The sequence below is a fragment of the Photobacterium sp. S4TG1 genome (genome assembly GCF_036040035.1).
In the GTDB taxonomy this organism is placed as follows: Bacteria; Pseudomonadota; Gammaproteobacteria; order Enterobacterales; family Vibrionaceae; genus Photobacterium.
In genome coordinates this window covers 58,460-78,947 of the sequence record NZ_JAYXUH010000009.1, presented here as the reverse complement: position 1 = coordinate 78,947, position 20,488 = coordinate 58,460, and the positions used below count along the sequence as shown (strand labels likewise).

At 41.6% G+C, this 20,488-nt stretch carries 24 protein-coding genes; 9 read left to right on the top strand and 15 right to left on the bottom strand.

Annotation, left to right across the window (positions count from 1 at the left end; translation table 11 throughout):
- Nucleotides 1–18: 18 nt before the first annotated feature.
- Genes VXS03_RS12145 through VXS03_RS12130 form a run of 4 tightly spaced genes read left to right on the top strand, consistent with a single transcriptional unit; the run spans nucleotide 19 to nucleotide 3,315 of the window.
- Nucleotides 19–1,824: a penicillin-binding protein activator gene (locus VXS03_RS12145; protein WP_327763991.1), complete on the top strand. Its 1,806-nt coding sequence runs from the start codon at nucleotides 19–21 to the stop codon at nucleotides 1,822–1,824.
- A complete protein-coding gene (locus VXS03_RS12140; RefSeq protein WP_442957446.1) occupies nucleotides 1,802–2,176 on the top strand; it encodes a YraN family protein in 375 nt (124 codons plus the stop codon). The genes VXS03_RS12145 and VXS03_RS12140 overlap by 23 nt, the downstream gene beginning before the upstream one ends.
- A gap of 2 nt (nucleotides 2,177–2,178) precedes the next feature.
- A complete protein-coding gene (locus tag VXS03_RS12135; RefSeq protein ID WP_327763990.1) occupies nucleotides 2,179–2,769 on the top strand; it encodes a phosphoheptose isomerase in 591 nt (196 codons plus the stop codon).
- A gap of 3 nt (nucleotides 2,770–2,772) precedes the next feature.
- On the top strand, nucleotides 2,773–3,315 hold the full coding sequence (locus tag VXS03_RS12130) for a BON domain-containing protein (RefSeq protein ID WP_327763989.1): 543 nt from the start codon (nucleotides 2,773–2,775) through the stop codon (nucleotides 3,313–3,315).
- A 73-nt stretch (nucleotides 3,316–3,388) separates the two neighbouring features.
- Here VXS03_RS12130 and sspB read toward each other — a convergent pair whose 3' ends face one another.
- The 8 genes from sspB to zapE all read right to left on the bottom strand — a co-directional run bounded on the left by sspB (nucleotide 3,389) and on the right by zapE (nucleotide 9,904).
- Nucleotides 3,389–3,895, bottom strand: a complete 507-nt coding sequence (sspB, locus tag VXS03_RS12125) for a ClpXP protease specificity-enhancing factor (protein WP_327763988.1) — start codon at nucleotides 3,893–3,895, stop codon at nucleotides 3,389–3,391.
- 2 nt (nucleotides 3,896–3,897) lie between these two features.
- Nucleotides 3,898–4,536, bottom strand: coding sequence for a stringent starvation protein SspA (sspA, locus tag VXS03_RS12120; protein ID WP_080158328.1), 639 nt, complete (start codon nucleotides 4,534–4,536; stop codon nucleotides 3,898–3,900).
- 85 nt (nucleotides 4,537–4,621) lie between these two features.
- A complete protein-coding gene (locus VXS03_RS12115; protein ID WP_327763987.1) occupies nucleotides 4,622–5,359 on the bottom strand; it encodes a cytochrome c1 in 738 nt (245 codons plus the stop codon).
- A complete protein-coding gene (locus VXS03_RS12110; RefSeq protein WP_327763986.1) occupies nucleotides 5,356–6,621 on the bottom strand; it encodes a cytochrome b in 1,266 nt (421 codons plus the stop codon). Before VXS03_RS12110 ends, VXS03_RS12115 begins: the two co-directional genes overlap by 4 nt.
- A complete protein-coding gene (gene petA / locus VXS03_RS12105; RefSeq protein ID WP_327763985.1) occupies nucleotides 6,621–7,211 on the bottom strand; it encodes a ubiquinol-cytochrome c reductase iron-sulfur subunit in 591 nt (196 codons plus the stop codon). The genes VXS03_RS12110 and petA overlap by 1 nt, the downstream gene beginning before the upstream one ends.
- Nucleotides 7,212–7,623: 412 nt before the next feature.
- Nucleotides 7,624–8,016: a 30S ribosomal protein S9 gene (gene rpsI, locus VXS03_RS12100; RefSeq protein WP_060998307.1), complete on the bottom strand. Its 393-nt coding sequence runs from the start codon at nucleotides 8,014–8,016 to the stop codon at nucleotides 7,624–7,626.
- A gap of 15 nt (nucleotides 8,017–8,031) precedes the next feature.
- Nucleotides 8,032–8,460, bottom strand: a complete 429-nt coding sequence (rplM, locus tag VXS03_RS12095; protein ID WP_060998308.1) for a 50S ribosomal protein L13 — start codon at nucleotides 8,458–8,460, stop codon at nucleotides 8,032–8,034.
- A 298-nt stretch (nucleotides 8,461–8,758) separates the two neighbouring features.
- Nucleotides 8,759–9,904, bottom strand: coding sequence for a cell division protein ZapE (gene zapE, locus VXS03_RS12090; protein WP_327764048.1), 1,146 nt, complete (start codon nucleotides 9,902–9,904; stop codon nucleotides 8,759–8,761).
- A gap of 192 nt (nucleotides 9,905–10,096) precedes the next feature.
- On the opposite strand from zapE, the gene zapG reads away from it, so the two are divergent.
- From zapG to degS, 3 genes are all read left to right on the top strand, one after another.
- Nucleotides 10,097–10,558, top strand: coding sequence for a Z-ring associated protein ZapG (zapG, locus tag VXS03_RS12085; protein ID WP_327763984.1), 462 nt, complete (start codon nucleotides 10,097–10,099; stop codon nucleotides 10,556–10,558).
- 101 nt (nucleotides 10,559–10,659) lie between these two features.
- Nucleotides 10,660–12,030 carry a Do family serine endopeptidase gene (locus VXS03_RS12080; RefSeq protein WP_327763982.1) on the top strand — a complete coding sequence of 457 codons (1,371 nt, stop codon included), beginning with the start codon at nucleotides 10,660–10,662 and terminating at the stop codon, nucleotides 12,028–12,030.
- A 137-nt stretch (nucleotides 12,031–12,167) separates the two neighbouring features.
- Nucleotides 12,168–13,244: an outer membrane-stress sensor serine endopeptidase DegS gene (gene degS, locus VXS03_RS12075; protein WP_327763981.1), complete on the top strand. Its 1,077-nt coding sequence runs from the start codon at nucleotides 12,168–12,170 to the stop codon at nucleotides 13,242–13,244.
- 73 nt (nucleotides 13,245–13,317) lie between these two features.
- Here the strand turns inward: degS and murA are convergent, their stop codons facing one another.
- The 7 genes from murA to mlaF are packed head-to-tail and all read right to left on the bottom strand — an operon-like array spanning nucleotide 13,318 to nucleotide 18,002.
- Nucleotides 13,318–14,577 (bottom strand): UDP-N-acetylglucosamine 1-carboxyvinyltransferase, encoded by a 1,260-nt coding sequence (murA, locus tag VXS03_RS12070; RefSeq protein WP_327764047.1) that lies wholly within the window; start codon nucleotides 14,575–14,577, stop codon nucleotides 13,318–13,320.
- An 11-nt stretch (nucleotides 14,578–14,588) separates the two neighbouring features.
- Nucleotides 14,589–14,843, bottom strand: a complete 255-nt coding sequence (gene ibaG / locus VXS03_RS12065) for a BolA family iron metabolism protein IbaG (protein WP_232567816.1) — start codon at nucleotides 14,841–14,843, stop codon at nucleotides 14,589–14,591.
- A gap of 19 nt (nucleotides 14,844–14,862) precedes the next feature.
- A complete protein-coding gene (locus VXS03_RS12060; RefSeq protein ID WP_327763980.1) occupies nucleotides 14,863–15,174 on the bottom strand; it encodes an STAS domain-containing protein in 312 nt (103 codons plus the stop codon).
- 2 nt (nucleotides 15,175–15,176) lie between these two features.
- On the bottom strand, nucleotides 15,177–15,812 hold the full coding sequence (gene mlaC / locus VXS03_RS12055) for a phospholipid-binding protein MlaC (RefSeq protein WP_327763979.1): 636 nt from the start codon (nucleotides 15,810–15,812) through the stop codon (nucleotides 15,177–15,179).
- Nucleotides 15,813–15,826: 14 nt separating this feature from the next.
- Entirely contained in the window at nucleotides 15,827–16,303 is a 477-nt protein-coding gene (gene mlaD / locus VXS03_RS12050) for an outer membrane lipid asymmetry maintenance protein MlaD (RefSeq protein ID WP_327763978.1), read from the bottom strand.
- Nucleotides 16,304–16,355: 52 nt separating this feature from the next.
- Complete coding sequence (mlaE, locus tag VXS03_RS12045; protein WP_327763977.1) at nucleotides 16,356–17,138, bottom strand: lipid asymmetry maintenance ABC transporter permease subunit MlaE; 783 nt, start codon at nucleotides 17,136–17,138, stop codon at nucleotides 16,356–16,358.
- Nucleotides 17,139–17,198: 60 nt separating this feature from the next.
- On the bottom strand, nucleotides 17,199–18,002 hold the full coding sequence (mlaF, locus tag VXS03_RS12040) for a phospholipid ABC transporter ATP-binding protein MlaF (protein WP_327763976.1): 804 nt from the start codon (nucleotides 18,000–18,002) through the stop codon (nucleotides 17,199–17,201).
- Nucleotides 18,003–18,531: 529 nt separating this feature from the next.
- Between mlaF and VXS03_RS12035 the strand changes: the two genes are divergently transcribed.
- Both VXS03_RS12035 and VXS03_RS12030 read left to right on the top strand, forming a co-directional pair.
- The gene (locus VXS03_RS12035) at nucleotides 18,532–19,491 is read left to right on the top strand and encodes a calcium/sodium antiporter (protein WP_327763975.1); all 960 of its coding nucleotides are present in this window, start codon (nucleotides 18,532–18,534) and stop codon (nucleotides 19,489–19,491) included.
- Between the two features lie 15 nt (nucleotides 19,492–19,506).
- Nucleotides 19,507–20,478: a KpsF/GutQ family sugar-phosphate isomerase gene (locus VXS03_RS12030; RefSeq protein ID WP_327763974.1), complete on the top strand. Its 972-nt coding sequence runs from the start codon at nucleotides 19,507–19,509 to the stop codon at nucleotides 20,476–20,478.
- Nucleotides 20,479–20,488 lie beyond the last annotated feature (10 nt).

The following is a 20,488-nucleotide window of genomic DNA, read 5'->3' as shown; positions in this document are numbered from 1 at the left end:
AAAAGTGTATCACGACTGATGGCGCCTGTAGCCCTTGCTGTTGCTTTAGCAGGGTGTAGCACGCCAAACCTGTACAATAATCAGGTGCCATTAACGGATATCACTGCGGTAGCCGCTCAAAGCTCAGCCGCCTATTTAAGTAAAGCTAATACCAGTGAGGGCCCAGAGCGTACTAACTGGGAGATCATGGCTATTAAAGCTATGATCCTCGAAAATAAATGGCAACAAGCCGATCAATGGATTGCTAAATTATCACAGCAATCTATGAGCCCAACTCAAATTGCGGAATGGCAACTTGCACGCGCAATGGTACGTGAGCATCAAGGGCAACCACAAGCGGCACTGAACAGTTTAAACTTTCAGCCATCGTGGTCACTAACAAAAAGCCAGTATCAACGTTATTACATGCTACGCGCTAACCTTTTGGAACAATTGAATCATCCGTTCCAAGCTGCACGTGAGCGTACTAAACTTGATTTTTATTTAGATCAATCACAAAAAGCGGCTAACTGGCAGCAAGTTTGGCATGACCTATCTGGTTATACTAATGCTCAATTAGGCAGTGTTAAGCTGACTGATAACGAAAGTGTGCTCAAAGGTTGGGTTGAACTCGCAATGTTGAAAAACAGTGCGACGTTGCCACCAATGCAACTTAAACAAGCCATCGAACAATGGTTATATCGTCATCCTAGCCATCCAGCAAACCAATATTTACCGGCCGATTTAAAAGCGTTAATCGAAATGAAAGCCGTTAAGCTGGATAATATTGCTTTGTTATTGCCACTTTCAGGCCGTTTTGCTGCACAAGGTAAAGCGGTTCGCGATGGTTTTATCAACGCAATGATGGATGATAAAAGTCGTGATACGAATAATGAGCTCAATATTTATGATACTGAAGCTCAATCAATCCCTACTATCATGGCACAACTACAACAAAACGGTACTCAGTTTGTTGTAGGACCATTGCGTAAAAATGTTATTACTGAATTTCAGCAAGATAATACTAGTCATATCAATATCCTAGCATTAAACATGCCGCCACAAATCAGTAATAATAAGCCTAACGCTTGTTATTTTGCGTTATCGCCTGAACAAGAAGCCCAACAAGCTGCTGAACGTATTTATGCTCAAGGGCATCGTAACCCTGCTGTATTAGTCCCTTCAAACAGTTATGGCCAGCGTATTGCGCAAGCATTTAACCAACAATGGGCTCAACTTGATGGCCAACCAGCATTGACAGTTAGCTTTGGTAATCAAGCGCAAATTCCACAACAAATAAGAAGTGCTTTTGGTCGTGGAGCAGGCAGTCATGCTGACGCAATTTATATGATAGCCAGTCGCAATGAACTAATGATGCTTAAACCTTTCATTGAAGCTGCGATGCCGCCAACAGGAGATCCAGCACAGATCTATACTAGCTCACGCAGTAACCCTGATAGCCATAACACTAACCGTGAATTACGCGGTATTGAAGTCAGCGACATTCCATTACTGATCAACCCACATTCAGCGTATATGGAACGTTTCAATCAATTATGGCCAAATCAAGGTAACACTAGTATCCGTTTACATGCCTTTGGTATGGATGCCTACGCAATTGCCAAGCAATTACCTGAAATGCGAGTGAATCAACATCACGCTATTCAAGGTGAAACAGGACAGCTAACGGTAAATAGCCAGTGTGTCGTGCAGCGACAACTAGATTGGGGTAAGTTTAGTAGTGACGGCATTACTCCGCTATCAACCACTCAAATGCCAGCAGCCACTATCTCAGATATGCCTGATAGTATTGATCTAATCAGTGGTGATACGCCTGCCCAGTAAGCGTCAGATTGGCCAAGCCTATGAACTGATGGCGGAACAGTATTTGTGCCGCCATCATCTGACGCCTATCGCTCGAAATTTTAGCTGTCGTAGCGGTGAGATTGATTTAATCATGCAACAAGGTAAATGTTTGGTATTTATTGAAGTAAAATACCGAACGCAATCTCATTATGGTTCTGCAGTTGAAGCCGTTAATTGGCATAAACAACAAAAGCTCAAGCGAGCAGCCTTTTTTTGGATGAAAAAAAATGGCTACTCAATTGAGCATTGTCAATTTCGTTTTGATGTCATTGCCATCCAAGGTCACCACCACCATATTGAGTGGTTTACTAACATATTAGTTGAAGGTTAGTCATGCTAGAGAGCATTCGAGAAAGTTTTACCGAAAGTATTCAAACCCAAATTGCAGCAGCAGAAGCTTTACCTGATGCGATTTCAAAAGCCGCTCAAGTCATGGTTCAAAGCTTATTAAATGGCAATAAGATTTTAAGCTGTGGTAATGGTGGTTCAGCAGCCAATGCTCAGCAACTTGCATCATGCTTAATTAATCGTTTTGAAATTGAACGTCCAAGTCTACCGGCTCTAGCATTAACAGCAGATAACACCGTTTTAACGGCTATTGCTAACGATTATCACCACGATGAAGTTTTTTCAAAACAAGTTCGCGCTTTAGGCCAAGCGGGAGATATTTTATTAGTTCTCTCTAGCAGTGGTAACAGTAAAAATATCATTAAAGCAATGGAAGCGGCATTAGCACGAGATATGAACATCATCGCCTTAACGGGTAAAGATGGCGGTGAAATGGCCGGATTATTAGGTGTTCAAGATGTTGAAATTCGCATTCCATCCCAACGCACAGTTCGCATTCAAGAAGGTCACTTATTAACAATACATTGTTTATGCGATTTAATTGATCAAGTTTTATTTCCACATAACGAAGGCTAATCAATGAAGTGGTTATTGACGCTACTCGTTATATCAAGTCTATCACTCGCTGGATGTTCAGTTTTTTCAACCAATGACCCACGAAATAACACTCAACATTGGCAAGATCAAAAAATAGACATGGATATTGCGGGTATTGCCCATACTCGTGAATATACTAAGCAATTGAGCATAGATAGCGTAGCCTTAAATGGCTCGGTATTGGTGGTTGGTCAAGCAACATCACAACCGCTTAAGCAAGCCTTTATTAATCAAGTACGCCATATTCCTGATGTTGATCGTGTTTATGATCAAATTCAAGTACGCCCCTTGTTAACAATGGCAAGTATTAGCGAAGATGCTTGGCTAACCACTAAAGTGAAGTCGCAACTGATTGCCAGTAAGCAACTGACCAATGTGGTTATCAAGGTGATCACTGAAAATAAACGGGTATTTTTATTAGGTTATGTCGCTCCAGAACAAGCAACTATAGCAACCAATATTGCGCGCAATGTCTCCGGTGTTGAGCATGTTATTACTCTATTTGAAAAACCGTTAACGCACTAATTCTCTTATTAACTATTAAGCGAAAAAAAACGCAGCCACTGGCTGCGTTTTTTGTTGTAGCTGATTGCCAATATTATTTGACAACACGTAAGCTTGGACGACCACGTGGACGTGGTGGCTCATCATCAGGTTCATCACCGTCAGCCGCTTCAGTAACGACTGCAAATGGTGACACTGAAGGAGCAACAACATCATCATTGCTCTCGTCTTCTAACGCTTGCTCATCATCATAGATAGCAGTATCAGTATCATATGCTGCTTCTGGCTCGAACATAGTTCCTGCACCGTTTTCACGCGCATAAATAGCCAACACAGCATACATAGGTACGATAACTGAGTGTGGACGACCACTGAAACGCGCACTAAAGCTTACTGCTTCATTGCTCAGTTCTAAGTTACCCACCGCCATTGGAGCAATGTTAAGGATGATTTGACCATCACTTACAAATTCCATTGGCACCTTAACCCCAGGTAAAGTCGCATCAACGACTAAATGTGGCGTTAGGTCATTATCAACCAACCAATCATAAAACGCGCGCAACAAATAAGGGCGGCGCGGCGTCATATTTTCGATATCCATAATTACTGGCCAGCTAAACGCATTTCACGTTCAGCTTCAGTTAAAGAAGCAAGGAATGAATCACGTTCAAATACGCGCGTCATGTATGCTTTCACTTCTTTAGCACCAGTACCACTTAGCTCAATACCCATTTCAGGTAAACGCCATAGCAGTGGAGCAAGGTAGCAATCAACTAAGCTAAATTCATCACTCATAAAGAATGGGTATTCAGCAAATACAGGTGCTAACGCTAATAACTCTTCACGTAATTGCTTACGCGCTTTATCGGCTTCATCAGCAGTACCTGAGTTAATCTTATTCGCTAGTGAGTACCAGTTACGTTCAACACGGTACATCATTAAACGACTATTACCACGGGCAACAGGATAAACAGGCATTAGAGGTGGGTGAGGGAAACGCTCATCCAAGTACTCCATGATAATGTTAGCTTGGTATAGCGCTAATTCGCGATCAACCAATGTTGGAACTGAACTGTATGGGTTCAGTTCTAACAGATCTTCCGGCAGGCTCATTGGATCAACCAGCTCAATTTCAACACTAACGCCTTTTTCAGCTAGTACGATACGCACCTGATGGCTGTAGATGTCTGAAGCATCAGAATACAGAGTCATCACAGAGCGTTTATTGGCAGCAACAGCCATCAACCCCTCCAGTATATTTAATACACAAAAAGCAATGGAGGCTTGAGCCCCCATTGCGAGATTCTTAACCCACTAGATTACCTTATCAGTGGACATCACGCCAATATTCTTTCTTCAACAACACGGTTAATACTAAGAATATGGCAATAAATCCCATAACCCACAACCCTAATCGCTGTCGTTCCAATTTCATCGGCTCTGCGGAATAATCTAAAAAATTCACTAAATCACGTACCGCTGTATCATATTGTTGTGGATTTAAGCTGCCACTACCATCAGTTTCAATACCTATTAGAACTTGTGTGGGGCTGCCATCGATCATTTGGGTTTCATAAATTCTACGTGGCACCCCTTGCAATTCTTCCAACACATGAGGCATGCCGACACTAGGAAACAGGCTATTATTGACTCCAAACGGGCGTTCAGGATCGGCATAAAATGAATGTAAATAGGTATACAACCAATCAGTTCCTCGTACTCTTGCTACCATGGTCAAATCTGGCGTAGGTGCGCCAAAAGAAGCCGCTGCATATTGTTTTGACATTGCATTTGTCATTAAATCGCCGATTTTTGCATTAGGGTTAAACATTAAATTTTGCTGCATAAGATCCAATGGGATCCCTAAATCGGTAGCAACCCTTTCATAACGTTGGTATTGAGTCGAATGGCAACCAGCACAATAATTGACAAACAATTGCGCGCCACGTTGTAAAGACGCCTGATCAGTTAAATCATTATTCGCCGCTTGTAAATTAGCGCTTCCGCCCCCAGCAATAGCACTGGTTGGCAACCACAATAGTAATGCCACAATCCATTGTTTCATTTAAAGTTTACCCTCTTTGGTAGCGGTTGAGTCGCTTCATTTTTACTGTAGAAAAACAACACAATAAAAAACATAAAATAGGTAAAACTGAACATCTGCGCTAATACCGTAAATAACGGAGTAACAGGTAACGCACCTAGAATACCCAGAGCTATAAAGCTCACCGTAAACTGAGCCAGATTAATTACATGCCATTTACTACGATAACGAAATGAACGAACGCGACAACGATCAAACCACGGTAATAAGAACAGGAAGATGATCGCCGCCCCCATCGCAGCAACCCCAAGTAATTTATCGGGAACTGCCCGCAAAATGGCATAAAACGGAGTAAAGTACCAAACTGGTGCAATGTGCTCTGGCGTTTTCATCGGGTTAGCCGCTTCAAAATTTGGCGCTTCTAAAAAATAACCGCCCATTTCTGGGGCAAAAAAGATCACATAACTAAAGAACAACGCAAATACCGCCACACCAATCAGATCTTTTACCGTCCCATACGGATGAAAAGGGATCGAATCAATAATGTCATATTTCTTAGTGTAGTCTTCATGAAACGTAAACTGGGTCTGATAATCATCCCCTTGGCTACCTTTCGGTAACTTAGTATCAATGCCATCTGGATTATTTGAGCCGACCTCATGTAATGCAAGTACATGTAACACCACCAGTAATAACAACACTAACGGTAACGCAATAACATGCAATGCAAAGAAACGGTTAAGGGTTGCGCCAGAAATAACATAATCGCCACGAATCCATAAGGTGAGATCATCGCCGATCACAGGGATCGCACCAAACAAAGAAATGATAACCTGTGCCCCCCAATAAGACATCTGCCCCCACGGCAGTAAATATCCCATAAACGCTTCAGCCATTAACACTAAGAAAATCAACATTCCAAACAACCATAATAGCTCGCGTGGTTTTTGATAAGAGCCATAAATTAGGCCACGGAACATATGTAAATAGATCACCACAAAAAATGCGGATGCGCCGGTCGAATGCATATAACGTAATAACCACCCATACTCAACGTCACGCATGATGTACTCAATAGAGGCAAATGCACCATCGGCGGACGGTACGTAATTCATAGTTAGCCAAATTCCCGTAATAATCTGATTCACCAGTACTAGCATCGCTAACGAACCAAACACATACCAAAAATTAAAATTCTTTGGCATTGGATATTGAGACAAATGCTTACGGTACGCATTGGTTACAGGTAATCGTTTATCGATCCAATCAACTAAGCCCGCCATTATGCTGTCTCCTTATCAAGCCCAATCAAAATGGTGTCATCGTCCAAAAATTGATGTGGTGGTACCACCAAATTAAGCGGAGCTGGTACGCCTGCAAATACTCGTCCAGCCATATCAAAAGTTGAACCATGACAGGGACAAAAAAAGCCAGCAGAAATTCCACTGACTTGATCATTAAAACTATTAGGTAAATATGTTGGAGAACAACCAAGATGGGTACAGATACCGACAGCTAAAAAGATTTCAGGTTTTAATGAGCGGTGAGCATTTTGGGCATAATTAGGTTGCTGTGGTTCATCGGATGTAGGATCTCGAAGCTGATTATCATGGGTGGTTAACTGTTGTAAAACCGCATCACTACGCCGCACAATCCATACAGGCTTTCCTCGCCATTCGACACGAATCATTTGTCCGTCAACTAATTTACTAATATTGACTTTAACTGGAGCACCAGCAGCTTTTGCTTTTTCACTGGGGTTCCATGATTTAATAAACGGGATTGCAATCGCAACCGCACCGATACCACCAACAACCGATGTTGTCGCCGTTAAAAAGCGACGTCTTCCATTATTTATTCGCACATTGCTCATCCATTTTCTCCAATAGCTCCTGCTTGGATTTTTTATTGGTTCTTTTTATATCCCTAATATTCAACTTGAGATCGAGTTAAAAAAGAATGCAGTAACAATTTTGCTACAGTTTTAAATTATCACCAACATTTAAAGAATAAGTAAAGGTCAACATATTCACAAGTTCAAGCCTTTGTTTAGCAACAAATGTTGGATATAAGGTATTTTTCGTTATTATAAACGGGAGTTTATACAGAAATAGCAGGTGCGAGGTGCGAGGTGCGAGGTGCGAGGTGCGAGGTGCGAGGTGCGAGGATATTCTATTGAAGATAATAAATAATACTTTTATAGAAAATAATCAAAAAAAAGCCCAACCCGAGGGCTGAGCTTTTCTGTACACAGTAAACCAGATATAAAATCTGGAAGCGTAATATTAACGCTTAGAGAACTGTGGACGACGACGTGCTTTACGTAGACCAACTTTCTTACGCTCAACGCAACGAGCGTCGCGAGTAACGTAGCCAGCTGAACGTAGAGCAGGACGTAGAGTTTCATCGTATTCCATAAGAGCACGAGTGATACCGTGACGGATAGCACCAGATTGACCAGTGATACCACCACCTTTAACAGTGATGTATAGGTCAAAATTCTCAGTCATACCTACAAGCTCAAGAGGCTGAAGAACTACCATGCGCGCTGTTGGGCGGCTGAAGTACTCTTCGATGCTACGCTTGTTGATTACGATGTTGCCAGTACCCGGTTTGATGAAAACGCGAGCTGCTGAGCTTTTACGGCGACCAGTGCCGTAGTATTGATTCTCTGCCATTGTCATAATTCCCAATTAGATGTCTAGTACTTTAGGCTGTTGTGCAGCATGGTTGTGCTCAGTACCCGCGTAAACTTTAAGTTTACGGAACATAGCACGGCCTAGAGGACCTTTTGGAAGCATGCCTTTAACAGCAGTTTCAATAACCATTTCTGGTTTCTTAGCAATTAGCTTATCAAAGCTGATTGACTTAAGGCCGCCGATGAAGCCAGTGTGGTGGTGGTACATTTTATCTGTACGCTTTGCACCAGTTACTGCTACTTTCTCAGCATTGATAACTACAATGTAGTCACCAGTGTCAACGTGTGGAGTGTACTCCGGCTTGTGCTTGCCACGTAGACGAGAAGCGATTTCAGTTGATAGACGACCTAGAGTTTTACCTTCAGCGTCAACAACATACCAGTCACGTTTTACAGTTTCTGGTTTAGCAACGAAAGTTTTCATGCTAATTAATACCCATTATTTAAATAGTTTCACTTACTAGAACCATCAAATGATGATTCCTCTGTTAAGAGCCCAGTCATCACCCCTTCGAGTGGGTGGCACTCCTGGCTTTCGCCATACAGGTACGGTGGGTCGCAAGATTATAGAGAAGGGTGCGGAAAAAATCACCTTTTTTCCCAAAAAAATTGTTTTTTTTTCATATCGGCGGTCATTAATTGCTAATTAGGCCAATAATTCACAATTTAAAGTGTGTTAATTGCCCTTTTAATACGACAAATCTGGAAATAACGAATTCATCTTATTCATCGACCAAATGTGGCCGTGCTAAATATTGTTCGCTTTGCATTTCAATTAGCCGAGAACAACAGCGTTTAAATTCAAATAGTAATCGCCCGCTAATATAAAGTTCAGTTAATGGCACTTCTGCTGACATAATTAAGGTGACATGGCGTTCATAAAACTCATCCACCATCGCAATAAAACGCCGAGCCGCATCTTGGTGATCAGTCATTATTTTCACATCAGCAATTAACACCGTATGGTACAGCTGTGCGATTTCGATATAGTCATTTTGACTGCGCGCTGTTTGGCACAATTGATGAAAACTAAACTGAACGATGCCATTCGCCTCACGTTGAGCCATGATCGACCGCTTATTAATAATAATGGCTTGCTCACTATAACGAGGTTCAAAACTTAGTTGTTCAAAATAATTAGCTAAGTTTTGATTCGCTTGCGGCCCTAATGGTGAATAATATATTGCCGCTTGCGCCAATGACCGTAAGCGATAATCAATGCCAGCATCGACATTAACCACCTCACAGTGTTGCTCAATAAGTGTAATCGCAGGTAAAAATCGTGCACGTTGCAAACCATTTCGATATAAGTCATGGGGCGCGATATTTGACGTTGCGACTAATGTAATTCCGCGTTTAAATAGAGCATCAAGTAATGTTGCCAAAATCATTGCATCAGTAATATCACTGACAAAAAATTCATCAAAACAAATAACATCTGTTTGTTGTTTAAAATTATCCGCCACATGATCTAATGGATTCTCAATCCCATCAAGTTGTTGCAGCTGTTGATGAACTCGATACATAAAACGGTGAAAATGAATCCGCATTTTTCGTTGAGTTGGTAAACATTCAAAAAAAGTATCCACTAAATACGTTTTTCCACGGCCAACGCCTCCCCAAAAATACAATCCTCTAACTGGCACGATATCTGCTTTAGTCTTTGATGTTAACAATGTTGACGTTAGCAATAATGCTTTGGTTGCAGAAAATAAACGTTGCCATCGCGTAGTTGCCGGTAAGGGAGCAAGGGGTTCCAATAACCGATGATATAAATCATCCAAATGCATAACAGCATTGGCTTGAGCTGGGTCTGCAAAAAAATCAATACGTTGCAGATCCATATGATATTGAGAAAGTGGTGTCAGCGTCGTCATATGATGAGATCCTTTTCATCGATTACTGAAATAATCAGCGCATACGTCGTCACAATATATGATTGAATCAGTATCATGCGCAACTAGCTCAAGGTATAGTAATAGCGTTATTACGCTCGAACAAACAGCGACCTGACTGAAAAACACGTATTAACACCAAAATCACAAGGAGTTATCATGGTTATGAGTTGGATTATTGCAATTGCTATTTTTATTGCGGGAATCTTTGTTGGTTCCATCATAAGTCGGTTAACAAATAAAAACCAAAATCAGCACTCGTCATTAAAAAAAGATCTTGATAAATCAAAGTATGAATTAGAGCAATATCGCCAAGAACTTGTTGACCATTTTGCTCGCAGCGCTGAATTACTAGACAACGTATCTAAAGATTACGGTAAACTCTATGAGCACATGGCCAAGACATCTGCAGAGCTAATGCCTAATTTACCGACACAAGACAATCCATTTGCACAGCGAATCACCACCTTAGAGCCAGTGGAAAATGATACACCGGTTGAAGATGAAGTTATGGATCATCAACCACGAGACTATGCTAATGGCGCAACGGGCTTATTTAGTGATAAGCCAACATCCAGTAAAGAAAATAACATTGCGGCGTCAGAACCGTCGGCCAAAGCAAGTTAGTCTTAACTTACACGATCAATACTTCGCTTCAAAATCATAATTTGGGGAACTTAATTCCAGTTAACAAGTCATACTTTAACTTGTTAACTCGGAGTTAAATCATGCGTAAAAAAAACCTTTTCGTTATTAGTGCATTAGCGTTAACTGTTAGTACGCTTATGGCGCCACTGACAGCGAATGCGGCACTTCCTATCGCGGTAAATAATCAATCGGTGCCTAGCCTTGCACCTATGCTTGAACAAGTTACGCCTGCCGTTGTCAGTATTGCGATTGAAGGTAAACATGTTTCAAAGCAACGTGTACCAGACGCTTATCGTTTTTTCTTCGGTCCAGACTTCCCTACAGAGCAAGTACAAGAACGTCCTTTTCGTGGCCTAGGATCTGGGGTTATTATCGATGCAAACAAGGGCTATATTGTCACTAACCAACATGTGATCAATAACGCAGATAAAATCACCGTTCAACTTTATGACGGCCATGAAGTTACTGCAAAATTGATTGGCAGTGACAAATCATCTGATATCGCTTTACTGCAAATTGATACTCCCAAAAAATTAACCGCAATTAAATTGGCTAATTCCGACAAGTTACGCGTGGGTGATTTTGCAATTGCCATTGGTAACCCTTTTGGTCTTGGACAAACAGTAACTTCAGGGATTGTCTCAGCCTTAGGTCGTAGTGGCTTAAACCTTGAGAATATAGAAAACTTTATTCAAACCGATGCCGCAATTAATAGTGGTAATTCTGGTGGCGCACTGATTAATCTCAAGGGTGAATTGATCGGTATTAACACTGCTATTCTGGCGCCGGATAAAGGCAACGTCGGTATTGGGTTTGCGATTCCATCAAACATGGTAAATAACCTTACCGCACAAATTATTAAATTTGGACAAGTTCGACGTGGCACATTAGGTGTGCAAGGGCGTGAACTCACTGCAGAATTAGCTCAAACATTTGGCTATGACACCAATCAAGGTGCGTTTGTAAACCAAGTAATGCCAAATTCAGCCGCACAAAAAGCGGGCCTTAAAGCAGGCGATATTATTACCGCCGTAAATGGCGATCCCATTCGTTCATTTAGTGAATTACGAGCAAAAGTTGCGACTTTAGGCGCAGGTAAAACCCTCACCTTACAAGCAATGAGAAATGGTAAACTACAACAATTCACTGTTACTTTAAGTGCTAGTGCTGATAATATTGTTAATGCTGATGACCTTCACTCTAGCTTAAGTGGAGCACAATTTAGTAATACCACTGTTAATGGTAAGGCGCATGGCGTTAAAGTTACGCAATTAACGAAAGGATCACCGGCTGCGCGCTCAGGATTACAAGAAGGTGATATTATTATTGGGCTTAATCGCCTCACTATTAATAATCTGGGTCAATTACGAAAAGCATTAGCACATCCACCCAAAGTTATCGCACTAGAAATTCAACGCGACAACAATGTGCTCTATCTTATTATTCGTTAATTTGAGCCTATCAACACGTATTTCGGTCTGATTGTGGGACAAATTTAACAACGGCATCAATGCCAATAGTTGGTCTCACCTAAGAGGGGTGCTATTCTGTTAGCACCTTTTTATTTCTCATTTTATAAGGACTGTTAATGCTAGCATTTCTTGGTCGTTCTATTTTGCTCGGCCTTATCACTGCTATTATTGTTCTGATTGCAGTCCCTGATTTACGTCCGACGACGCCAGTATCCTTATCATTACCCGATAACAATTCAACCCCGCTTTCTTTTAATTATGCCGTGCGCCGAGCCTCTCCTGCCGTGGTAAATATTTATAATCGTCGTTATGATAATAGTAATAGCCAAGAACGAGAGTTACGCACCCAAGGCCTTGGTTCCGGTGTCATAATGAGTGACAAAGGCTATATCGTTACTAACTACCATGTTGTGGCACATGCAGATCAAATCATTGTGGCACTGCAAGATGGACGAGTGCTGAATGCACAATTAATTGGCTTAGACCAGTTAACAGATCTCGCTGTATTAAAAATTAATGCCGATAACCTGCCCGTTATTCCAGTTAATTCACACTATAAAGCCGCGGTTGGTGATGTTGTTCTTGCAATAGGCAATCCCTACAACCTTGGCCAAACAACCACTTTTGGAATTATCTCTGCCACTGGCCGCTCTGGTATGAGTTTTTATGGACCACAAGATTTTTTACAGACAGATGCGGCAATCAATAAAGGCAATTCAGGCGGCGCATTGGTGAACACAGATGGAGAGTTAGTCGGTATTAACACCGCTTCTTTTCAGCAAGCAACAGATATTGAAACTTATGGCATTTCATTTGCGATCCCCTATCAGTTAACAATTAAAATCATGCAAAAACTGATTGCTGATGGCCGAGTCATTCGAGGTTGGATTGGCATTCAAGGACGTGAAATCAATCCATTAATGGCACGTCTTTATGACGTCGCAAAGGTCAATGGCATTATTGTTGATGGCATGGATCCAACTGGTCCAGCGTCAAAAGCAGGATTTAAGAAAAATGATATTGTAATTGAAATAGCAGGCAAAGAAGTCACTAATGTGCAGAGTGTACGTGATATCGTCACTGATATTCGCCCAGGCACTCACATTGAGGTGAAGATTCTACGTAACGGTAAACCAATGATGATTCCGGTTACGGTTGCTAATAGACCTCCGTTAGCTAATCCGCCTAAATAATCACAATCAACAGCCACAAAAAAGCCTCGCAGTGCGAGGCTTTTTTATTATTTTTCATTTAAACGCGTTTTACTTATTCAGAAATGCGTTCGATATTCATGCCTAGCGCACTGAATTTTTGTTCGATGAACTCATAACCACGGTCGATATGGTAAATACGATCAACAATGGTTTCGCCTTTAGCAATACTGCCAGCAATCACAAGGCTTGCAGATGCACGTAAATCTGTCGCCATTACTTGTGCGCCACTCAATCCCGTGGTGTCACCACAAATCACAGTGTTACCTTCGATTTCAGCGTGAGCGCCCATACGAATCAATTCAGGAATATGCATAAAGCGGTTTTCAAAAATCGTTTCTGTAATAATACCAGTGCCTTTCGCCATTAAGTTTAATAACGAAAATTGCGCTTGCATATCCGTTGGAAAACCAGGGTGCGGTGCGGTGCGAATATTAACAGCTTTAAGTTCACGATCCGTCATATCAAGACTGATCCAATCCTCACCCGTTTCAACTAATGCACCCGCTTCTTCTAATTTAGCTAAGACTGCTTCAAGCAGTTCAGGCTTAGTATTGCGACAAACAATTTTGCCACCTGAAACCGCAGCGGCAACTAAGAAAGTACCGGTTTCGATACGGTCAGCAACCACTTCGTGATAACCACCCGCAAGACGATCAACACCTTCGATAGTAATAGTTGCTGTGCCTGCGCCTGTGATTTTCGCACCGATAGCATTAAGGAAAGCAGCAGTATCTTCAATCTCGGGTTCACGAGCAGCATTTTCAATTACGGTAGTACCTTCTGCTAATGTTGCCGCAGACATAATAGTAACTGTTGCACCGACACTGACTTTATCCATCACGATATGTGCGCCTTTAAGACGACCATCGACAGCAGCCTTCACATAACCTTCATCAAGGGTGATTGTTGCGCCAAGTTGCTCAAGACCCACAATATGCAAATCAACTGGACGCGCACCAATAGCACAACCACCAGGTAATGATACTTGACCTTGGCCAAAGCGAGCCACTAATGGGCCTAATGCCCAAATAGAAGCACGCATTGTTTTCACAAGATCATAAGGCGCACAAAATTCATTAACATCACTAGCATCGATATTAACTGATGAGCCACTACGAGATACTTTCACGCCTAAACGAGACAGTAATTCCATGGTAGTATCAATATCACGTAGCTGAGGCACATTGGCAATTTCTACCGGACCGTCAGCAAGTAACGCGGCAAATAAAATCGGTAAAGCTGCATTCTTTGCGCCAGAAATAGCCACTTCACCACTTAATGGGCCGCTGCCCTGAATACGAAACTTTTGCATCATTTAGCTCTCTATAACGACATTAATTTTTTATCACGCGCCCACTCTTCAGGCGTATATGTTTTAATACTTAACGCGTGAATGTCGTTTGCTGCAATACGATCCATTAATGGACCATAAATTGTTTGTTGTTTCTTAACACGGCTCATACCGTCAAACAGTGTACCCACTGCGATCACTTGGTAGTGGCTACCTTCACCTTGAACGATGATTTCATCAACGTCTAAAGCGCTTTCTAGAATTTGTTTAATCTCAGAGATTTCCACAAGCTATCCTCTCTACAGCTTACTCCATGCAAGCTGTTAACATTGGTTCGATATGGCTTAAGCGAAACAGCGTCTTAAGCTGTTGAGGTACATTGTGCAACATAACGTGACTTCCTGCTTGCTTAAGGTGCTGGCACAAATGCAGTAACATCACCATACCAGCAGAGTCTACTCGAGATAAATCAACAAGATCGAGCACGAGCTGCTCATTATGTGGCATCCATTCGCTTCTTTGACGCCAAAAAGCTGGCACTGTGTCACGATCTAACGACCCTGACAAGCGGTATTGCCCTTCAGCGACAACCTGCCAACAAATCTTATCAGCAGTCATGATTATTTGTTCTCAATTTGGATCGGTTTAGCCGCCAAATCACGTAAACTTTGTGTTACCGCATCAATACCTTTGGTACGTAGCTGTCCACTCCATTCACTTTGCTTAGTAGAGAGCATACTGACACCTTCAGCAACCATGTCAAATCCCTGCCATTCTTTTGTTTTTTTATTCAATCGTAATTTAAAATCAAGACGAATAGGTGGACGTTGAGGATCAATAATATCAACGCGAACCGAAATTATACTACGATCGGCTGGAATAGGTTTTGATGATTCAAGTTCAATTTTTTGGTTGGTATATTGCGTTAAAACCTGTGCATACGATGCCACTAAATAATCAGTAAAAGCCGCCGTGAACGCATCACGTTGCTCAGCTGTGGTATTACGTAAATTAGAGCCTAAAACTTTGTAAGCAGCATAGCGGGTATTAATATACGGCAATAATTCTTGCTTCACTATCACTCGTAATTGTTCTGGGTTTGCTTGAATTTTCGCTTGTTCCGCTTTTAAAGTACCAAATAAATGTGCTGATACTTGATCCATCATTTTATAGGGATCGCTCTGATCAACCGCCGCTGCTTGAGCTAGCATTGGCACGGCTAATAAACACAACATTAAGCCACGTACAAATTTCATGGTGGTTCTCCTTATTACTTCTTATCGCCGCCAAGGCTATACAGCACTTGACCAATCATATCTTCTAATACTAACGCAGATTTAGTGTCTTCAATTAAATCACCGTTATGTAGCATTTCAGTGTCAGTATCAACAAATCCAGGACTAATACCTAAGTATTGTTCACCTAGTAGACCTGATGTCAGAATAGATGCAGAACTGGTTTCAGGGAAATAACCAAACTTTTTATTAACGTCTAAAGTAACAATTGGCACATACGTCTGTTCATCAAGGGTAATCGACGTTACTTCACCAACAGTAACCCCTCCGACCTTGACTGGAGAACGTACTTTTAAGCCACCTATGTTGTCAAAATGGGCTTGTAGCGTATAAGTTTCTGCACTACCAAAACTTTGTACGTTAGCCACTTTAAACGCCAATACTAACAAAGCACTAATGCCGGCTAGCACAAATACACCAACCCACAATTCTAATCGTTTATTTTGTCGCATTGTTTTTATCCATGTAATTTATGCCGTCGTATGCATGCGGCTAAGTGAATGTTTAGCTACCAAACATTAATGCTGTTAACACAAAATCAAGTCCCAATACCGCCAGTGACGAATTCACCACGGTACGGGTTGTTGCACGGCTGATCCCTTCCGACGTCGGTACGGCATCATAACCATTAAAGACTGCAATCCAAGTAATCACGATAGCAAATACGATTGATTTGATAATGCTATTACCGATATCAGTACTAAAATCAACCGATGATTGCATCACCGACCAGAAACTGCCGTAGTCAATACCTTTCCAATCAACACCCACTAATTGCGCCCCCCATAAGCCGACAAGAGAGAACATCAACGCCAATAATGGCATCGAAATAACCCCTGCCCAAAAACGTGGTGCAATCACGCGGCGAAGTGGATCAACCGCCATCATTTCCATACTTGATAGCTGTTCAGTGGTTTTCATCAACCCAATTTCAGCGGTTAACGCAGAGCCCGCACGACCAGCAAATAATAACGCTGTGACAACCGGTCCTAATTCTCGTAATAAGGATAATGCGACCATTTGTCCAAGGCTAGTTTCGGCACCATAACCGGCAAGGACTAAATAACCTTGTAGGCTTAATACCATGCCGATAAACAACCCTGATACTAAAATAATCGCCATTGACAACACACCAACTGAATACAGCTGTCGAATCAATAGCGGCAACATTTTTATAGGTTGAGGCTTACACACCAATGCCCCATATAACATCAAGCTTGCACGACCACATGCCTGGCACTTTTCAATGGTCGCTCGTCCCACTCGGGAAATAGCATTAATTATCATTTTTTGCTCATATTATCGGTTGTAATTTATTGATGTAAGTAACAAACAGTCTCATGCTGCTTACTTACCAAATAAATCATCACTTAATGGTTGTGCAGGGAATTGAAACGGTACCGGACCATCAGCGTCACCATCTAAAAATTGGCGAACTTGAGGATTCGTATCTGTTCGTAATTGATCCGGTGTACCACAACCAATGATCTTAGCACCTGAGAGAATATAGACATGATCAGCAATACTCATCACTTCAGGCACATCGTGCGAGACAATCACAGAAGTAATATTTAACGCTTGGTTCAAATCACGGATTAACTTAACCAATACACCCATGGTGATCGGATCTTGACCGACAAACGGCTCATCGTACATCATCAAATCAGGATCAAGTGCAATCGCACGAGCCAATGCCGCTCGTCGTGCCATGCCGCCCGATAGCTCATTTGGCATCAATTGTGCGGCACCTCGTAACCCCACGGCTTCTAATTTCAACAACACTAATGTTCGCAATAAATCTTCAGGTAGTTGAGTATGTTCACGCAATGGAAAGGCAACATTTTCAAACACAGTCATATCGGTAAATAGAGCGCCTGACTGAAACAGCATACTCATTCGTTTACGTGCTTGATAAAGTTCACTACGACGTAATGTGGGTATATTCCATTGATCAAACCATACCTCACCGTTATCTGGTGCAATCTGGCCACCAATTAAGCGTAATAAGGTCGTTTTGCCGATCCCTGACGGCCCCATAATAGCGGTGACTTTTCCTCGTGGAATATCAAGACTAATATTATCAAAAATATGTCGATCACCGCGGGAAAAGCTCAGATTTTTAATCGAAACCAGTACATCATCATTGAGCATAATGTTTACGTTACCTCTCGCTAACTTGTTTGCGTAAGCGATGAATATTGATGTTATTTGACATAATAGCGTTTCATGTCACTTTATAATAAACAACTTAAAAACAATCAGTAGACATTATAAAAATCGAGCGTTGATGATAGGAGGAATTAAACGTCAACTCAACCTAAGCGCTGTATTATCACGCGTTAATGATGAATTTTTAGCAAAAACAATCTATTTACGATAAAACTAACACTAACGGCATAATTCCATTCTAAAACAAATCAACCTCATTATAATTCACCTAAAATAAAACATCGTTTTAATAGTGTAAATAGATAAGCCCCTTTTTCTCCCCCTAATCCGTTCTGATTCAGCAGCAGTTAATCAAGTCATCTCCCCAAAACCACGCCGAGATGATAATTAGTATTGGCTTATGCTTCCCTTTTGCATGAGTTAACGTCAAAATTGGCAACTCAAATTGTAAATATTTCATCAATTGACTAAAAATCGCTTTTTTAGCGGGTCGTACTAAAAAGGAATTAAAATGCTAGAAGCCATTGTGTTGCTCTGTATCGGATTAGCTTTACTGGTTTGGAGTGCAGATAGATTGGTATATGGTGCAGCAGCATTAGCGAAAAATTTCGGTGTTGCGCCACTGGTTATTGGTATGACGATTCTGGCGATGGGCTCTTCTGCACCAGAAATGATGGTTTCAGCCACGGCGGCACTGGCCGATAAAACAGATACAGCCGTCGGTAATGTGCTAGGGTCAAACATTGCTAATATTGCGCTAATTCTCGGTATTACTGCAATCATAAAGCCCCTCTGCATTAGTTCGACGATTATTCGCCGTGAATTACCAATTATGCTGGGCGTTACTGTTATTGCTGGCGCGATTTTATGGGATAATTATTTAAGCCGCCATGAAGGTATTATCCTTGCAGTTCTGTTTGCTATCTTCCTTGTGGTAATGCTTAAAATCAGCCGCGACAGTAAAAGTGATCCATTAGTAGAAGAACAACAATCAGAAATTCCAACTGGCGTCAGCAATACAAAAGCAATTATCTGGGTATTTATTGGTTTAGGATTACTTTTATATTCTTCAGACATGGTCGTGGAGTCAGCAGTTACTATCGCGAAATACTATGGTATGAGTGATCTGGTCATTGGCTTAACCATTATTGCGGTAGGTACCAGTTTACCAGAGCTTGCCGCTTCAGTCGCAAGTGTCTTTAAAGGCGAAGATGATATGGCGGTGGGTAATATTATTGGCTCAAATATCTTTAATATTCTCGCAGTAATGGGCATTCCAGGATTACTCAATCCATCAGCATTAAGCCCACTGGCTATGAGTCGTGATTTTTATGTTATGTTGGCTATTTCCGTTCTATTACTGCTTATGGCACTCGGTAAACGCCGCCTCATTAACCGCATTGAAGGTGGAATATTAGTGATTTGTTTTATCGCTTATCAAGCATTTTTATTTCTTAATATCGCCGCATAACAGGAGCATTCTCTGATGTCTGGTCAATTTGATTTTTGCAGCCATGGTAAAAAAGTACTCGATACTGAATTACAAGCACTTGAAAAAATCCGTTGTTACATTAATGACAGCTTTACCCTTGCCTGCGAATTAATTCTGCATTGCCAAGGTAAAGTGATCGTAATGGGCATGGGTAAATCGGGGCATATTGGACGAAAAATAGCCGCCACATTGGCCAGCACAGGAACGCCAGCATTCTTTGTTCATCCGGGCGAAGCGAGCCATGGTGACTTGGGAATGATCAAAAAAAATGATGTCGTGATTGCGATTTCAAACTCAGGTGAAGCGGCTGAAATTCTAGCATTACTGCCGGTTATCAAGCGTCTCGGTATTGCCATGATCAGCATGACAGGCAAACCTGAATCAAGTATGGCAAAAATGGCACAGGTAAATCTTCAAGTCACAGTTGATAAAGAAGCCTGTCCTTTAAATCTCGCCCCTACTTCAAGTACTACCGCCACTCTGGTTATGGGAGATGCGGTCGCCATTGCGGTGATGGAAGCTCGTGGTTTTACTGCTGACGATTTTGCCCTATCTCATCCTGGTGGCGCACTAGGACGTAAATTATTACTTCGTATTGCAGATGTCATGCATAGCGGTGAGTTACTGCCTATGATTGAAGAACATGCCAGTATTAAAGATGCGTTATTAGAAATATCACATAAAGGGCTAGGAATGACGGCAATTGTTGATCATAACCAACAATTACGTGGTATTTTTACAGATGGTGATTTACGCCGTTTACTGGATAATCACATTGATATTCACAACACCAGTATTGGTCAGGTAATGTCAACCAATCCACAAACAATTTCACCACAACTATTAGCCGCAGAAGGGCTAAAATTAATGGAAGATAACAAAATTAATGGCTTATTGGTGACAGAAAACAACCAATTAGTTGGGGCGCTTAATATGCATGATTTGCTTAAAGCTGGTGTCCTGTAGCACCATTATA

Coding starts and splice junctions, on each gene's coding strand:
- VXS03_RS12130 (WP_327763989.1), top strand. CDS start 2,773: ATGAAGTGGTTATTGACGCTACTCGTTATATCAAGTCTATCACTCGCT.
- mlaC (WP_327763979.1), bottom strand. CDS start 15,812: ATGAAATTTGTACGTGGCTTAATGTTGTGTTTATTAGCCGTGCCAATG.
- murA (WP_327764047.1), bottom strand. CDS start 14,577: ATGCAAAAGTTTCGTATTCAGGGCAGCGGCCCATTAAGTGGTGAAGTG.
- sspA (WP_080158328.1), bottom strand. CDS start 4,536: ATGGCTGTTGCTGCCAATAAACGCTCTGTGATGACTCTGTATTCTGAT.
- zapG (WP_327763984.1), top strand. CDS start 10,097: ATGAGTTGGATTATTGCAATTGCTATTTTTATTGCGGGAATCTTTGTT.
- VXS03_RS12110 (WP_327763986.1), bottom strand. CDS start 6,621: ATGGCGGGCTTAGTTGATTGGATCGATAAACGATTACCTGTAACCAAT.
- mlaE (WP_327763977.1), bottom strand. CDS start 17,138: ATGATAATTAATGCTATTTCCCGAGTGGGACGAGCGACCATTGAAAAG.
- VXS03_RS12030 (WP_327763974.1), top strand. CDS start 19,507: ATGTCTGGTCAATTTGATTTTTGCAGCCATGGTAAAAAAGTACTCGAT.
- VXS03_RS12115 (WP_327763987.1), bottom strand. CDS start 5,359: ATGAAACAATGGATTGTGGCATTACTATTGTGGTTGCCAACCAGTGCT.
- rplM (WP_060998308.1), bottom strand. CDS start 8,460: ATGAAAACTTTCGTTGCTAAACCAGAAACTGTAAAACGTGACTGGTAT.
- mlaF (WP_327763976.1), bottom strand. CDS start 18,002: ATGCTCAATGATGATGTACTGGTTTCGATTAAAAATCTGAGCTTTTCC.
- VXS03_RS12080 (WP_327763982.1), top strand. CDS start 10,660: ATGCGTAAAAAAAACCTTTTCGTTATTAGTGCATTAGCGTTAACTGTT.
- VXS03_RS12060 (WP_327763980.1), bottom strand. CDS start 15,174: ATGACTGCTGATAAGATTTGTTGGCAGGTTGTCGCTGAAGGGCAATAC.
- VXS03_RS12035 (WP_327763975.1), top strand. CDS start 18,532: ATGCTAGAAGCCATTGTGTTGCTCTGTATCGGATTAGCTTTACTGGTT.
- petA (WP_327763985.1), bottom strand. CDS start 7,211: ATGAGCAATGTGCGAATAAATAATGGAAGACGTCGCTTTTTAACGGCG.
- VXS03_RS12145 (WP_327763991.1), top strand. CDS start 19: ATGGCGCCTGTAGCCCTTGCTGTTGCTTTAGCAGGGTGTAGCACGCCA.
- VXS03_RS12135 (WP_327763990.1), top strand. CDS start 2,179: ATGCTAGAGAGCATTCGAGAAAGTTTTACCGAAAGTATTCAAACCCAA.
- sspB (WP_327763988.1), bottom strand. CDS start 3,895: ATGGATATCGAAAATATGACGCCGCGCCGCCCTTATTTGTTGCGCGCG.
- degS (WP_327763981.1), top strand. CDS start 12,168: ATGCTAGCATTTCTTGGTCGTTCTATTTTGCTCGGCCTTATCACTGCT.
- rpsI (WP_060998307.1), bottom strand. CDS start 8,016: ATGGCAGAGAATCAATACTACGGCACTGGTCGCCGTAAAAGCTCAGCA.
- mlaD (WP_327763978.1), bottom strand. CDS start 16,303: ATGCGACAAAATAAACGATTAGAATTGTGGGTTGGTGTATTTGTGCTA.